The sequence below is a fragment of the Streptomyces sp. NPDC111606 genome (genome assembly GCF_055656945.1).
This window is the reverse complement of record NZ_JBVKBY010000011.1, coordinates 304830-320101: the sequence shown is the minus strand read 5'-3', so window position 1 is coordinate 320101 and position 15272 is coordinate 304830. Positions and strand designations below refer to the sequence as shown.

The following is a 15272-nucleotide window of genomic DNA, read 5'->3' as shown; positions in this document are numbered from 1 at the left end:
AAGAGACCTCTCATACTGCGTCCGTACGGTGCGAGGCATGGGAACGAAGACAGTGGACGAGACCGGCGCCGACCGAGGCACTGAGGCGAAGACCGACGAGGAGAAGGTGGACGTCGTCAAGGCGAGCGACGCCACTGACGCCACCGGCTCCGACGAGGTCGAGGAGAACGACGACATCGAGGCCGAGGACGAGGTGACCGCTCAGGCCACGGAAGCGACCCCTTCCGCTGTCGGCCAGGGCGCGGCCGCGGTCGTCTCCGCGGCGCTCGGCCTTGTCTCCCTGACCGGTGGCTGGATCGGTACGGTCGCCGCCGCGCGCGAGACCCTCGTGGGCCAGCTGGAGACCGCCTCGAACGCGAGCGTCTCCCAGCAGATCAAGGAGGTCTACGGCGACGCCTGGCAGACCTCCGCCCTGTGGGCCGGCGTGTTCGCACTGGCCGCGCTGATCGTCGGCGTCTTCGTGCTCGCCCGTCCCGCGTTCGGAGCGCCCGGCAAGCCGCAGGCCCCGTGGATCAAGTCCGTCGCCTGGGGCGGTGTCGCGCTCGGCGTCATCGGCCTGCTGCTGGCGGTGCTCAAGTACACCGACGCCCTGCTCGGCCTGCCCTCAGCAAGCTGAACCACCTGAATCACCGCAGGTCCCGAGGGGCCTCAGGACCGCCGTAGGTACCTTAGACGGCGCCCTGAGGCCCCTCAGGCGCGTCTAAGGCCCCTCGGCCGCCGAAGATGCGGAACTCTCCCGATGTGGCGGACCCGCCTTGGAGACGAAGGTTGACCCATCGCACAAAGCGATGTCGGAGATCGCGTCTCACCAGGGAAAACGAGGGTCCTGTCATGTACGAGTACGAACTTCACCACATCCGCTCCGCCGACCTGATCCGCGAGGCCGAGCACGAGCGCATGGTCCGCGAGGCCATCCGCCTCCGCCGCGCCGCGAAGCGCTCCACCAAGGGCGCGACGGAGGCGGAATCGCATACATCCCGCCTCCGCAGGTCCCGGCATCCGCGTGCCGCGTGACGGCGGCGGTCACGGCGGCCGACGGTCTCCTCCCGGCGCAGAGGTTTTCCGGGGGCGGCAGCCTCCGGAAAACCGATGCCGGACTCGCAGCGGCGCGTGCGATGCTCGGACCCGTGGAGAGCCGGTCCGTCAGTCCCGTGTTCGTCGGTCGCGCAACCGAGTTGGAGACTCTGAACGACGCCCTCGCCCGAGCCGCCGCGGGCGAGCCGCAGGCGTTGGTGATCGGCGGCGAGGCAGGGGTCGGCAAGACCCGCCTCGTCGAGGAGTTCGCCACCGCCGCGGGCGAGGGCGCGGCCGTGGTCGCGCTGGGCGGCTGCGTCGAGATCGGGGCCGACGGGCTGCCGTTCGCCCCGTTCTCCACCGCGCTGCGCGCCCTGCGCCGTGAACTGCCCGGCGAGCTGGCCGCCGCGGCCGCCGGCCAGGAGGAGGAACTGGCCCGACTGCTGCCCGAGTTGGGGGAGACGGCCCCGACCCGCGGCGCGGACCGTTCCGACGAGGAGGGCATGGCGCGGCTCTTCGAGCTCACCGCGCGCCTGCTGGAGCGTGTCGCCGCCGGCCGCACGGTCGTCGTCGCCCTGGAGGACCTGCACTGGGCCGACGCCTCCACCCGCCACCTCCTCGCCTATCTCTTCCGCACGCTGCGCACCGGCCGCCTCGTCGTCCTCGCGACCTACCGCTCCGACGACATCCACCGCCGCCACCCGCTGCGCCCGCTCCTCGCCGAACTCGACCGGCTGCGCACGATCCGCCGCATCGAACTCGGCCGCTTCAACCGCGCCGAGGTCGGCCGCCAGATCGCCGGCATCCTTGCCGCCGAACCCGACCCGGCCCAGGTCGACGAGATCTTCGAACGCTCCGACGGCAACGCCTTCTTCGTCGAGGAGCTCGCCGTCGCCGCCCACGAGGGCAGTTGCGTCGGCCTCACCGACTCTCTGCGCGACCTGCTCCTCGTCCGGGTCGAGGGCCTGCCCGAGAGCGCCCAGCGGGTCGCCCGGATCGTCGCCGAGGGCGGCTCCACCGTCGAGTACCGGTTGCTCGCCGCCGTCGGCCAGCTCGCCGAGGACGACCTCATCGAGGCGCTGCGGGCCGCCGTCAACGCCAACATCCTCATCGCCGCGCCCGGCGGCGACGGCTACCGCTTCCGGCACTCCCTGGTCCGCGAGGCCGTCGGCGACGACCTGCTGCCCGGCGAGCGCTCCCGCCTCAACCGCCGCTACGCCGAAGCCCTGGAGACCGACCCGACGCTCGTCCCCGCCGGCGAGCGCGTGATGCGGCTGGCCAGCTACTGGTACCACGCCCACGACCCGGCCAAGGCCCTGCCCGCCGTCCTGGACGCCTCCGTCACCGCCCGCCGCCGGCACGCCCGCTCCGAGCAACTGCGGCTGCTGGAACGCGCGATGGAGCTGTGGGACTCCGCCCCCGAGGACATCCGGGCCACCCTGCGCCCCGTCGACTACACCGAGGTCTACCCTCCCTGCGGCTGCGACCCCGACACCACACCGCTGCGCTACCTCGACCTGATGGCCGAGGCCGCCGTCGCCGGACGGCTCTGCGGGGAGCGCGAACGCGCCCTGAAGATCACCAAGCGGGCCCTGCACCTGCTGGAGGACGAGGGCGATCCGATGCGCGCCGCCTGGTTCTGGGTCCAGCGCTCCCGGCTCGTCCAGTCCCTGGCCCGCGGCGACGGCTGGAAGGAACTCGGCACCGCCCAGCAACTGGTGCGTGGCCTGCCCCCGTCCGAGGTGCACGCCGAGGTGCTGGCCGCCGCCGCCAACTGGTCGATGCTCCGCGCCCCCGGCCCCGACGCCATGTCCGCCGCCGAACGCGCCGTCGAGTACGCACGCATGGTCGGCGCCGAGGACATCGAACTGAACGCACGCCTCACGCTCGGCAACCTCATGGTCGACGCAGGGCACATCGAGTCCGGACTGGCCCAGATGTACCAGGTCAGGGACGAGGTGCTGGCCCGCGGCCTGACCTCCGTGGTGGGCCGCAGCCATGTGAACCTGCCCTCCGTCCTGGAAGGCATCGGCCGCTCCGAGGACGCCGTCGGCATCCTGCGCGAGGGCCTGCGTCTCACCCAGCAGTGGGGCCTGCGCGACTCCGAGGCCTGGGTGTGGGCGAACCTCGCCAAGTCGCTGATCTCCTTGGGGCGTTGGGACGAGGCCTACGCTGCCGCGGTGAACGCCCAGCGCACAGGACAGTCCGCCAAACCGCTCGGCGGCGGCTCCAACAGCCTCGCCCACCTCGCGCTCGCCCGCGGCGACACCGCCGCTGCCGCCCGCCATCTGGCCACCAGCCGCGCCTCCTACGGCACCCACGACCCCATGCCGCAGAACGACCTGCGCATGTCCTGCCTCGCCCTCGGCACAGCCGCCGCCGAGGGCCGCCTTCTCGACGCCCGCGCGGAAGCCGACCGGGTCCTGGACGCCGGCTTCCCGCCCGGCACCCAGCGCTACGTCTGGCCCCTGCTGCTGGCCGCCGCCATCGCCGAGTCGGACGCCCGCGCCCAGGCACTGCCCGCCGCACAGGAGGGCCGCACCGCCTTCCTGGAACGGCTCGGCGACGCCGTCCGCAAGCTCACCACCGGCGCACCCCTGTGGCTGGCCTACGAGAAGTGGACGCGGGCCGAACTCGACCGCGCCGAGGACCGGGCCAACCCCGACACCTGGTCGGAGGTGGTCACCGCCTTCGAAGCCCTGGAACGCCCCTACGACCTCGCCCAGGTCCGCCACCGCCTGGCCGAGGCGCTGCTCGCCATCGGCGGCGACGACGAGCGCGCCCGCGCCACGGAACTGCTCCGCCTGACCCGGGCCGCCGCCACCCACCTGGACGCCCGCCCGCTCGTCGACGCCACGACACACCTGGCCCAGCGAGCCCGCCTCGCCCTCACGACAGCCCCGCCCCCGACCGACCCGGCCGACTCCCTCGGCCTCACCACCCGCGAACGAGACGTCCTCCGCCTGGTCTCCGCAGGTCGCACCAACCGCCAGATCGCCGAGGAACTCTTCATCTCCCCGAAGACGGCCAGCGTCCATGTGTCGAACATCCTGGGCAAGCTCGGCGTCTCCGGGAGGGGCGAGGCTGCGGCCGTTGCGCATCGAACGGGGATGTTCGCGACCGAATCACTCCCGTCCGGGATCTGAGCCTGAGGTTTACGCTGTAAGGGACGTTGGCCCTGGGAGGTTGCGTGTTCAACGCGTTCGAGGAACTCTTCGCGCCCGGCCGTAAGCACACCCGTGACGAAAAGAACCGCCTGGAACTCACCCGCGTGGACGTCGGGGACAACGACCCCGGGCGCGGACCGATAGATCTCGCGTCCGGGAAGGTCGTCGTACGGCCCCCCGACCTGTCGGCCGAGGGGGACGACGACGGGGGTGACGGGACGCGCGACGGGGAAGGGTGAGGGCGGCCGCTCAAGTCACCTGCACCTCCAGGATCCGGTCGTCCCCGTCCTTCGGGCTGCCCCGGCCGTCCGTGTTGCTCGTCGTCACCCACAGCTTGTCGCCGCCCGCCGAAACAACCGTCCGCAGCCGGCCGTACTCGCCCTCCAGGAAGGCCTGCGGGTCGGCTGATGCCTTGGTCCCATTGAGGGGGACGCGCCACAGACGCTGGCCCTTCAGGCCGGCCATCCAGACGGAGCCCTCGGCGTAGGCGATGCCGCTGGGGGAGGCGTCGTCGGTGCCCCACTGGGCGAGTGGGCTGCGGTACTTGGCGTTGTCGGACTTGCCCTCGACTTCCGGCCATCCGTAGTTGTCGCCCGGCTTGATCGCGTTGAGCTCGTCCCAGGTGTCCTGGCCGAACTCCGCCGCGAACAGGCGCTGTTTGGCGTCCCAGGCCAGGCCCTGGACGTTGCGGTGGCCGTACGAGTACACGGGGGAGTCGGCGACGGGGTTGCCCGGAGCCGGTTCACCCTCCGGCGTCATGCGCAGGATCTTGCCGCCCGGGGACTCCTTGTCCTGGGACAGGCCCGTCTCACCGCTCTCACCCGTGCCCGCGTACAGCATCTTGTCGGGGCCGAACGCGATCCGGCCGCCGTTGTGGATGAAGCCCTTGGGGATGCCCTTGAAGATCGTGTCGGGTGCGCCCAACTGCTCGCCGGTGGGCCGCTCCTCGTCGTACAGCACACGGACTATGCGGTTGTCCGAGGCCGAGGTGAAGTATGCGTAGATCATGTGGTCCGAGGCGTAGTCCGGCGACAGCGCAAGGCCCATGAGGCCGCCCTCGCCAGCCGGGGACACCCCCGGTACCTCGCCCAGCTCCGTCTTCTTGCCCGTCTTCGCGTCGACCCGCGTGATCGTGGCCTCGTCGCGGGAAGAGACGAGCAGGTCGCCGTCGGGGAGGGGGGCCAGGCCCCAGGGGGTGTTCAGACCCTCGGCGACCGTGCGCACCACCTTGACGGAGCCCTTCGCCGGCGGGGTCTCCTCGGCGGCCCGACCGGAGGGCGACGACCCCGCGGCCGTACTACTGCTCGGTGCCGCGGCTCCGCCCTCGGCCGGAGATCCCCCGTCGTCGGAGGAACAGCCGGCCGTCAGCACGAGCGCGGCCGCGGCCATCACGGCCGTCACAACTCGACGTTGCACGATCAAGGTCCCTTCGACGCGGCGGCTTCTACTTTTCTTACACCGCTCGCGCCTCACAGGTTCCCGATCCATGAACCTCGAACCACCGCCGTGCGGGCGCCCCGTCCGTGTCTGGTCGGCATTCGGTGCCTGTGACCTGCGGTCGAGCCCATGCGCGGGCGTCGGCGGGGGCAGGGTCAGGCGGCCGGGACTTCGCGACGGGACGAGGCCGCAGCAGGGCGCGCGGCCGACGGGAGGGGTTCGCGGCGGCCCGCAGGTCAGCCCGGCCCCCAGCCGATCTGGGTCTCCGGCCCATCCGGGTGTCCGGCCGATCTCCGCTTCCCGAGCCCGGCGATTCTCGGGTCAGGACCCTTGCATCGTCAGTCCCACGACCCCAACGCCCCCGGCAGCTCCGCCACCTCCGCCAGATCCGTCTCCGTCAGCCGCAACCCCCCGGCCGCCGCGTTCTCGCTCACCCAGCGCTCCTGCTTCGCCCCCGGCACGGTGACCACGTGTCGCCCCTGCGCCAGTACCCACGCCAGGGCCACCTGCGCCGGGGTGACGCCCTCCCCGTGGCGGGACGCGATGCGGCGCAGCCCGGCGATTATCGGCTGGTTCGCCGCCATCATCTCCGCGGTGAACCGCGGATGGCGGGCGCGGACGTCGTCCGGTTCGAAGCCCTCGCCGGGGGTCAGCCTGCCGCTGAGGAAGCCGTTGCCCAGTGGCATCGCGGCCAGGAAGCCGATGCCGCGGGCCTCGCACCACGGCACCAGCGTCTCCAGCGCCTCCGGCGACCAGACCGACAGTTCCGCCTGTACGGCGCTCACCGGGAAGACCTGCTGCACCCGCTGCAACTGGCGGATCGTCGTGTCGTGCAGACGGGTTCCCGAGCGGCGGCCACCCCGGGCGCCCACCGCGCACAGTCCCAACGCCCGTACCTTTCCGGCCCGAACGAGCTCCGCCATCGCGCCCCAGGTCTCCTCGACCGGTATTTCGGGGTCCGCGCGATGCAGTTGGTAGAGGTCGATGACGTCCGTCTGCAGGCGGCGCAGAGAGGCGTCGCAGGCGCGCTTCACGTAGCCGGGACGGCCGTTGGCCACGATGTGCTGTTCGCCCACGAGCAGGCCGACCTTGGTCGACACGAACGCGTCCTGGCGGCGCTCCTTCAACACCCGCCCCAACAGCAGCTCGTTGGTGAACGGGCCGTACATGTCGGCCGTGTCCAGCAGCGTCGAGCCCAGATCGAGCGCCCGGTGCACCGCCCTGAGCGACTCCTCGCCCCGCTGCCGCGACGAGCTGTAGGCCCAGCTCATCGGCATGCACCCGAGTCCGACGGCTCCCACCGCGAGCGCCGCCGCGCCGATCGTCCTGCGCTCCACCTGGCCGTAACCCTCCCTCTTTCGGCACCCCAACCTAACCTCTGCACTCCTGTTCGCCTGACATAGCCTCCAAGGCATGACTGCTGACGTGTGGCTCCCCATCCCGCCGGAAGAGATCGAGGGCCTCCCGCAGGGCCCGCACTACCGCTTCTGGAACGGCGAGGAGACGTTTCCAGCCGACCCGGCCGAGTGCGCCTTCTACGTCGTCCCCTACATGAAGCCGCCGGGAATCGGACAGCGTCCCCTGCCGGAGATGAGCTCCGTGGAGGTCGTGCAGACGCTCTCCGCCGGCATCGATCACGTGGAGTCGGGCCTGAAGCACCTGCGTCCGGGCGTGCGGCTGTGCAACGCGCGTGGAGTGCACGAGGCGAGCACCGCCGAGCTCACGCTCACGCTGATCCTCGCCTCGCTGCGGGGCGTCCCCGACTTCGTGCGGGCCCAGGACAGAGGGGAGTGGCTGAGCGGATTCCGGCCCGCGCTGGCGGACAAGAACGTCCTCATCGTGGGATACGGCTCGATCGGCGCCGCCATCGAGGACCGGCTCGCGCCCTTTGAACTCGCGCGGGTGGCGCGCGTCGCGCGCTCTGAGCGCACCACGGCGCGCGGACCCGTGCTTCCGCTCACCGAACTGTCCGCCCTGCTTCCGGAAGCGGACGTTGTCATCCTCTCCACGCCCCTCACGGCGGCCACCCGGCACCTGGTCGACGCCGGCTTCCTCGCCCGCATGAAGGACGGCGCGCTGCTGGTCAACGTCGCACGTGGCGGCGTCGTGGACACGAAGGCACTGCTGGCGGAACTGGAGGCCGGGCGCATCACCGCGGCCCTGGACGTCACCGACCCCGAGCCGCTGCCCAGGGAGCATCCGCTGTGGCGTGCGCCGGGCGTACTCATCAGCCCGCACGTGGGCGGACCCACGTCGGCATTCCTGCCGCGCGCCAAGCGGTTGCTGGTGGACCAGCTCACTCGTTACGTGAACCGTGAGCCCCTTCGCAACGTGATCCTTACGACGGGCGCGGCACGCGCGTGACGCTCGCGGGCTGAGCTTTCCGCGGGTGCCGTGTGCGCCGCGCGCAACAGGTCCGAAACCCGTTTCGAGTACCGTCCGCAACCTTCCGAAAGCGGTCCGTACTCGCATATGCGCTGATCGTTACGGAGCGTAGAGATGCTATGTCCCTGAGTGACGAGACTGGTGTATCGTCCCCGACAGGGGCTGCGCCGTGCACCTTTCGGCGCCGGGGATGGATATTGCAGATTTGTGAGGGGGGCGACGGGCGATGCACGGCCTATGGACGAGCAATCCGACGCGGCGGGGCCGTCGGCGGCGACCCTGGCGAACGGCCGCGCGCAGACGCGGCCACCACGGCACTCACGGCTGTCGTCACAGCCATCACCACCGCAGGCACAGCAGCCGCAGGCGGCATGCGCACCCAGCGCACCGGGACCCTCGGGACCCGCGAGCGGCGCGGACCGGGAGGGCCCGGTGAGCTCGCCACCGCCCTCCACGACCACGCTGGACGCGGGGCTGCGGGGTCAGCCCTCGTCGACGGCGCTGCTGCCCCGTCCGTCGTCCTTCGGCGGCGGCTCGGGGCTGGTTCCGCAGCTCGTTCTGGCCCTGGTGTGTGCGGGATACGCCGCCGGTTCCGCACTCGGCTGGGGTTCGGAGCAACTCGCGCTGATCATGGGCGACTTCGGGCTGGCCGCCGCGGCGGGCGCCGCCGCCGTGTCCTGCTTCCGCTACGCCCGTAGCCGCCGTATCCGCTTTCGACCCGCCTGGCTGCTGTTCGCGCTCTCCTCGGCGATGGCCGCCCTCGGCAACCTGGTCTGGGGATGGTACGAGGTCGTCCTGCAGCGACCCGTACCCAGCCCCTCCTACGCCGACGGGTTCTTCCTGTGCTTCGCGCCGCCCGCCATCGTGGGACTCCTGGTGCTCGCCAAGCGGCCGGTGACGAGGGCCGGCTGGGTCTGCCTCGCGCTGGACGCGTGGCTGATCGGCGGCTCGCTGCTGACGCTGGCATGGAGCCTCGCCCTCGCCCAGGCGGCCAAGATCGACTCGAACGGCGGGGCCAGCGTGGCGCACACCGCGCTCTCGCTCGCCTACCCGCTGCTCGACATCGCCCTGGTCAGCATGGTGCTCGCGTTGCACTTCCGCCGCTCGTCGGCGAACCGCACCGCGGTCAACACCGCGATCGGCGCGCTCGCACTGACCGTGATGTGCGACGCCCTGTTCACCTCGCCGCTGATGCACAACAGCTACCGCTCCGGCCAGTTGCTCGACGCGGGCTGGTTCGCCGGCTCGCTGCTCCTGGCGTACGCCCCGTGGGCCGCGCCCCGGCACGGAGACTGTGAGCGGCAGGAAAGCACGGGGCACACGCGCGTGGTGCACGAGCACGTACCCGGACAGCGTGGCGGAAGCCATCACCACATGCCCGCGCAGGGAGGTGAGCACAGCCGGTACCCGGTCACCCGGCCGATCGCCGGCTCCCTGGCCGCCCTCACGCCGTACCTCGCGGCCGCCGTCTGCACGCTGGGGATCCTCTACAACGTCCTCAACGGCCGCAGTGTCGACCGGGTCGTGCTCATCACCGGCGGCACCGTCGTGCTCGCCCTCGTGATGCGCCAGGGCATCATGCTGCTCGACAACATCACCCTCACCCAGGAACTGGCCCAGAAGGAGAACCACTTCCGTTCCCTGGTGCAGGGCTCCAGCGACGTCATCATGATCGCCGCGCCGAACGGCATCCTCCGGTACGTCTCCCCGGCCGCCGCCGGGGTCTACGGCCGCTCCGCGGAGGAGCTGGTGGGCACGGAACTGGCCAATCTCATCCACCCGGAGGATCTGGGCTGCGTGGTGCACGAGGTGCGCCGCTTCCTCGCCGCCAGCCCACTTGAGGAACCCACTACGCGCATCGAGTGCCGCTTCCGGTCCGGCGACGAGGGCTGGCTCAACGTCGAGTCGACCGTCAACCGTCACCACGGCGGCCTCATCTTCAACAGCCGGGACGTGACCGAAAGAGTGCGCCTGCAGGCGCAGCTCCAGCACAACGCCGAGCACGACCCGCTCACCGACCTGCCCAACCGCGCGCTGTTCACCAAGCGGGTCCAGCAGGCCCTGTCCGGCCGCCGCGCCTCCGACCGGGGCATCGCCCTGCGCAACACCGCGGTCCTGTTCATCGACCTCGACGGCTTCAAGGGCGTCAACGACACGATCGGACATCAGGCAGGGGACGAACTGCTTGTCCAGGCCGCCCGCAGACTCCAGGACGCGGTCCGGGGCGGGGACACGGCCTCCCGGCTGGGCGGCGACGAGTTCGCGGCCCTGATCGCCGGGGACAACACCCGTGACCGCACCGCCCGCGAACGACACATCCTGGAGCTCGCCGACCGCCTCAGGGTGACGCTGTCGCAGCCGTTCCTCATCGACGGCAACGATGTCCGTGTCAACGCCTCCATCGGCGTCGCCTTCGCCGAGCCCGGTCTCGGCGCGGGGGAGCTGCTGCGCAACGCCGACCTGGCGATGTACCGCGCGAAGGCGGGCGGCAAGGGCCGGGTCGAGCTGTACAAGCCGCAGATGCAGCAGGACGTCGTACGGAAGGCGGAGCTGGCCACGCGTCTGCGGGCCGCGCTGCACGACGGGGAGTTCGCGCTGCTGCACCAGCCGGTGGTGTGTCTGGACAGCGGCCGGATCGCCTCCGTCGTCACCCAGGCGCGCTGGCGGTCCTCGCAAGGGGTGCTGTTCACGCCCGCCGAGTTCCTGCGGGTGGCCGAGGACAGCGACAAGACCGCCGAGCTGGGCCGCTGGATGCTGGAGGAGGCCGTGGAGCAGGCCGCCGAGCGCACCGCGACCGGGCTCGCCGTACCCGTCGCCGTGCGGGTGGGCGCGCGCCGGCTGCTGGACCGGTCGATGCCGCTCGGCTCGATCGAGGCGTTGCTGACCCGGCACGGGCTGCCGTCCGGATCGCTGATCATCGAGCTGTCCGATCTGGACCCGCGCGTCTCACTGGACGAACTGGAGCGTCGCCTGAGCGGTCTGCACCGGCTCGGTGTCCGGGTCGCCCTGGACGGTTTCGGCAGCGGATACGCGGCGATCACGGCCCTGCGCCGGCTCCCCGTCGACGTACTCAAGCTCGACCGAGGTCTGGTCGAGGGTGTCGTCGAGTCCGCGCGGCTGCACAAGATCACCGGTGGACTGCTGAGGATCGCCGGCGATCTGGGGGTGCAGTCCGTGGCCGACGGCGTGGACCTGCCGGAACAGGTCGTCGCCCTGCGCGCGATGGGGTGCACGCACGGGCAGGGCATGGCGTTCTCCGGGCCGCTGGACGAGTACCGGCTGCGACGGGCGCTGAGTTCCGGCCACTATCCGGTGCCGCAGGGACCGGCGGAGCCCGCGTTCGCCGGCGGCGTGAGAGGTGAACGAGCCATGGAGAGGGGTGCGGGGGTGTACACCGGTGGTGTGCCCGCTGTTCTCGGAGGCGGAAGTGGCCTGCGCTCACATAATGAGACTCCCGTCCCACCCACTTGACAGTGGGTGCGTGCCGGGGGGAGGGTCTGTGCCATGCGCACCCGAATTCTCGTACTTGGAAAGCGCGTCGGCTGAAGCTGGTGACGTCCGGACCGACCCGGAACTCCCAGCGACCACACCCGGCGCGCTCCCCTCGCTTGCCTTATGGCACGAGGGGTTTTTTGTTGCACAGGCGCCTGTCGTGCAGCACCGAAACTCCGCTCAAACTTCGCAAAAACCCTCAGCATCGAGAAGAGAATGCCGATGACCGAGCAGGCCACCGGGGCCCATCACCCGCAGCCCCGGCCCCGATCCGGAGGACACCAGTCCGCCCCCGAGCACGTCACGGGTGCGCAGTCCCTCATCCGTTCGCTCGAGGAGGTCGGCGCCGACACGGTATTCGGCATTCCGGGTGGTGCGATCCTTCCGGCGTACGACCCGCTGATGGACTCCACCAGGGTGCGCCACGTCCTGGTCCGCCATGAGCAGGGCGCAGGTCACGCCGCCACCGGCTACGCGCAGGCCACCGGCAGGGTCGGTGTCTGCATGGCCACCTCGGGACCCGGCGCCACCAACCTGGTCACGCCGATCGCCGACGCACACATGGACTCGGTGCCGCTCGTGGCGATCACCGGACAGGTGGCCTCCAAGGCGATCGGTACGGACGCCTTCCAGGAGGCGGACATCGTCGGCATCACGATGCCGATCACCAAGCACAACTTCCTCGTCACCAAGGCCGAGGACATCCCGCGGGTGATCGCGCAGGCGTTCCACATCGCCTCCACCGGCCGCCCGGGCCCGGTGCTGGTCGACATCGCCAAGGACGCCCTGCAGGCGAAGACCACGTTCTCCTGGCCGCCCGTGATGGACCTGCCCGGCTACCGGCCCGTCACCAAGCCGCACGCCAAGCAGATCCGCGAGGCCGCCAAGCTGATCACCGCCGCCAAGCGGCCCGTCCTCTACGTCGGCGGCGGCGTCCTCAAGGCCGGCGCCACCGCCGAGCTGAAGGTCCTCGCCGAACTCACCGGAGCGCCCGTCACCACCACCCTGATGGCGCTCGGCGCATTCCCCGACAGCCACCCGCTGCACGTGGGAATGCCGGGCATGCACGGTGCGGTCACCGCCGTCACCGCGCTGCAGAAGGCCGACCTGATCGTCGCCCTCGGAGCCCGCTTCGACGACCGCGTCACCGGCAAGCTGGACAGCTTCGCCCCGTACGCCAAGATCGTCCACGCCGACATCGACCCGGCCGAGATCGGCAAGAACCGCGACGCCGACGTGCCGATCGTCGGTGACGCCCGCGAGGTCATCGCCGACCTGGTCCAGGCCGTGCAGAAGGAGCACGCCGAGGGCCACCAGGGCGACTACAGCGCCTGGTGGAAGGACCTGAGCCGCTGGCGCGACACCTACCCGCTCGGCTACGACCAGCCCGGCGACGGCTCGCTGTCCCCGCAGCAGGTCATCGAGCGCATCGGTCAACTCGCGCCGGAGGGCACGGTCTTCGCCGCGGGCGTCGGCCAGCACCAGATGTGGGCCGCGCACTTCATCCAGTACGAGAAGCCGGCCACCTGGCTGAACTCCGGCGGTGCCGGGACGATGGGCTACGCCGTTCCGGCCGCGATGGGCGCCAAGGCCGGCGCGCCGGAGAAGGCGGTCTGGGCGATCGACGGTGACGGTTGCTTCCAGATGACCAACCAGGAGCTCACCACCTGCGCCCTGAACAACATCCCGATCAAGGTCGCCATCATCAACAACGGCGCCCTCGGGATGGTCCGCCAGTGGCAGACCCTCTTCTACAACCAGCGCTACTCCAACACCGTGCTGCACAGCGGCCCGGAGGCGGACGGCAAGCAGCCGAGCGCCGGCACCCGGGTCCCCGACTTCGTGAAGCTGTCGGAGGCCATGGGCTGCTACGCGATCCGCTGCGAGTCGCCGGAGGACCTCGACAAGGTCATCGAAGAGGCGAACTCCATCAACGACCGCCCCGTCGTCGTCGACTTCATCGTCCACGAGGACGCGATGGTCTGGCCGATGGTCGCCGCCGGCACCTCCAACGACGAGATCATGGCCGCCCGGGACGTCCGCCCCGACTTCGGCGACAACGAAGACGACTGAGCGAGAGAGACGTAAAAGATCATGTCCAAGCACACGCTCTCCGTCCTGGTGGAGAACACGCCCGGCATCCTGGCCCGGATCGCCGCCCTGTTCTCCCGCCGCGGCTTCAACATCGACTCGCTCGCGGTCGGCGTCACCGAGCACCCCGACATCTCCCGCATCACCATCGTGGTGAGCGTCGCGGACCTGCCGCTGGAGCAGGTGACGAAGCAGCTCAACAAGCTCGTCAACGTGCTGAAGATCGTCGAGCTGGAGCCGGGTTCGGCCGTTCAGCGCGAACTCGTTCTGGTGAAGGTGCGCGCCGACAACGAGACCCGCTCCCAGATCATCGAGATCGTCCAGCTGTTCCGCGCCAAGACCGTCGACGTCTCCCCGGAGGCCGTCACCATCGAGGCCACCGGCTCCAGCGACAAGCTGGAGGCCATGCTGAAGATGCTGGAGCCCTTCGGCATCAAGGAGCTCGTCCAGTCCGGCACGATCGCGATCGGCCGCGGCGCCCGCTCCATCACGGACCGCTCACTGCGCGCGCTCGACCGCTCGGCCTAGGACGCGTTCGGACGGCCGGGTGACACCGGCCGTCCGGACAGCGCCCGTATGGCGAGACCCCGAAACTTCCCTTCCGCCCCCCGTCATACGGTGGGACGCAACACCTGCACACCAAGGAGAGAACCCAAAGTGGCCGAGCTGTTCTACGACGCCGACGCCGACCTGTCCATCATCCAGGGCCGCAAGGTCGCGGTCATCGGTTACGGCAGCCAGGGCCACGCCCACGCGCTGTCGCTCCGTGACTCGGGTGTCGACGTCCGCGTCGGACTGCACGAGGGCTCCAAGTCCAAGGCGAAGGCCGAGGAGCAGGGCCTGCGCGTGGTGACGCCGTCGGAGGCCGCCGCCGAGGCCGACGTCATCATGATCCTCGTCCCGGACCCGATCCAGGCCCAGGTGTACGAGGACCACATCAAGGACAACCTGAAGGACGGCGACGCGCTGTTCTTCGGCCACGGCCTGAACATCCGCTTCGGCTTCATCAAGCCCCCGGCCGGCGTGGACGTCTGCATGGTCGCCCCGAAGGGCCCGGGCCACCTGGTGCGCCGCCAGTACGAGGAGGGCCGCGGCGTTCCGTGCATCGCGGCCGTCGAGCAGGACGCCTCCGGCAACGCCTTCGCGCTGGCCCTGTCGTACGCCAAGGGCATCGGCGGCACCCGCGCCGGCGTCATCAAGACGACCTTCACCGAGGAGACCGAGACCGACCTGTTCGGTGAGCAGGCCGTCCTCTGCGGTGGTACGGCCGCCCTGGTCAAGGCCGGTTTCGAAACGCTGACCGAGGCCGGTTACCAGCCGGAGATCGCGTACTTCGAGTGCCTGCACGAGCTGAAGCTGATCGTGGACCTCATGTACGAGGGCGGCCTGGAGAAGATGCGCTGGTCGATCTCCGAGACCGCCGAGTGGGGCGACTACGTCACCGGCCCGCGCATCATCACGGACGCCACCAAGGCCGAGATGAAGAAGGTCCTCGCCGAGATCCAGGACGGCACCTTCGCCCAGGCCTGGATGGACGAGTACCACGGCGGTCTGAAGAAGTACAACGAGTACAAGCAGCAGGACTCCGAGCACCTGCTGGAGACCACCGGCAAGGAGCTGCGCAAGCTCATGAGCTGGGTGAACGAGGAGGCGTAAGCCTCAAGGCCACGGGGCCGGAGCAGCTGC

The 15272-nt window shown here is 70.6% G+C and carries 11 protein-coding genes; 9 read left to right on the top strand and 2 right to left on the bottom strand.

What is annotated here, in order from left to right; translation table 11 throughout:
- Positions 1-37 precede the first annotated feature (37 nt).
- The 4 genes from ACZ7M7_RS34370 to ACZ7M7_RS34355 all read left to right on the top strand — a co-directional run bounded on the left by ACZ7M7_RS34370 (position 38) and on the right by ACZ7M7_RS34355 (position 4420).
- Positions 38-616: a hypothetical protein gene (locus ACZ7M7_RS34370; protein ID WP_472123773.1), complete on the top strand. Its 579-nt coding sequence runs from the start codon at positions 38-40 to the stop codon at positions 614-616.
- 215 nt (positions 617-831) lie between these two features.
- Positions 832-1014, top strand: coding sequence for a hypothetical protein (locus tag ACZ7M7_RS34365; protein ID WP_383607493.1), 183 nt, complete (start codon positions 832-834; stop codon positions 1012-1014).
- Between the two features lie 101 nt (positions 1015-1115).
- A complete protein-coding gene (locus ACZ7M7_RS34360) occupies positions 1116-4160 on the top strand; it encodes a helix-turn-helix transcriptional regulator (protein WP_472123770.1) in 3045 nt (1014 codons plus the stop codon).
- Positions 4161-4204: 44 nt separating this feature from the next.
- The gene (locus tag ACZ7M7_RS34355; protein ID WP_472123767.1) at positions 4205-4420 is read left to right on the top strand and encodes a DUF6191 domain-containing protein; all 216 of its coding nucleotides are present in this window, start codon (positions 4205-4207) and stop codon (positions 4418-4420) included.
- A 10-nt stretch (positions 4421-4430) separates the two neighbouring features.
- Here ACZ7M7_RS34355 and ACZ7M7_RS34350 read toward each other — a convergent pair whose 3' ends face one another.
- Together ACZ7M7_RS34350 and ACZ7M7_RS34345 are read right to left on the bottom strand one after the other, a co-directional pair.
- A complete protein-coding gene (locus ACZ7M7_RS34350) occupies positions 4431-5603 on the bottom strand; it encodes a PQQ-dependent sugar dehydrogenase (protein ID WP_472123764.1) in 1173 nt (390 codons plus the stop codon).
- A 353-nt stretch (positions 5604-5956) separates the two neighbouring features.
- On the bottom strand, positions 5957-6955 hold the full coding sequence (locus ACZ7M7_RS34345) for an aldo/keto reductase (protein WP_472123761.1): 999 nt from the start codon (positions 6953-6955) through the stop codon (positions 5957-5959).
- A 76-nt stretch (positions 6956-7031) separates the two neighbouring features.
- Here ACZ7M7_RS34345 and ACZ7M7_RS34340 point away from each other — a divergent pair, with 76 nt between their 5' ends.
- The 5 genes from ACZ7M7_RS34340 (at position 7032) to ilvC (ending at position 15242) form a co-directional block, all read left to right on the top strand.
- Positions 7032-7982 (top strand): 2-hydroxyacid dehydrogenase, encoded by a 951-nt coding sequence (locus tag ACZ7M7_RS34340; protein ID WP_383607489.1) that lies wholly within the window; start codon positions 7032-7034, stop codon positions 7980-7982.
- 453 nt (positions 7983-8435) lie between these two features.
- Positions 8436-11474: a putative bifunctional diguanylate cyclase/phosphodiesterase gene (locus ACZ7M7_RS34335; RefSeq protein WP_472123758.1), complete on the top strand. Its 3039-nt coding sequence runs from the start codon at positions 8436-8438 to the stop codon at positions 11472-11474.
- Positions 11475-11711: 237 nt separating this feature from the next.
- A complete protein-coding gene (locus ACZ7M7_RS34330) occupies positions 11712-13568 on the top strand; it encodes an acetolactate synthase large subunit (RefSeq protein WP_383607487.1) in 1857 nt (618 codons plus the stop codon).
- A gap of 21 nt (positions 13569-13589) precedes the next feature.
- The gene (gene ilvN / locus ACZ7M7_RS34325; protein ID WP_030051183.1) at positions 13590-14114 is read left to right on the top strand and encodes an acetolactate synthase small subunit; all 525 of its coding nucleotides are present in this window, start codon (positions 13590-13592) and stop codon (positions 14112-14114) included.
- A 129-nt stretch (positions 14115-14243) separates the two neighbouring features.
- Positions 14244-15242 carry a ketol-acid reductoisomerase gene (gene ilvC / locus ACZ7M7_RS34320; protein WP_328879026.1) on the top strand — a complete coding sequence of 333 codons (999 nt, stop codon included), beginning with the start codon at positions 14244-14246 and terminating at the stop codon, positions 15240-15242.
- Positions 15243-15272 lie beyond the last annotated feature (30 nt).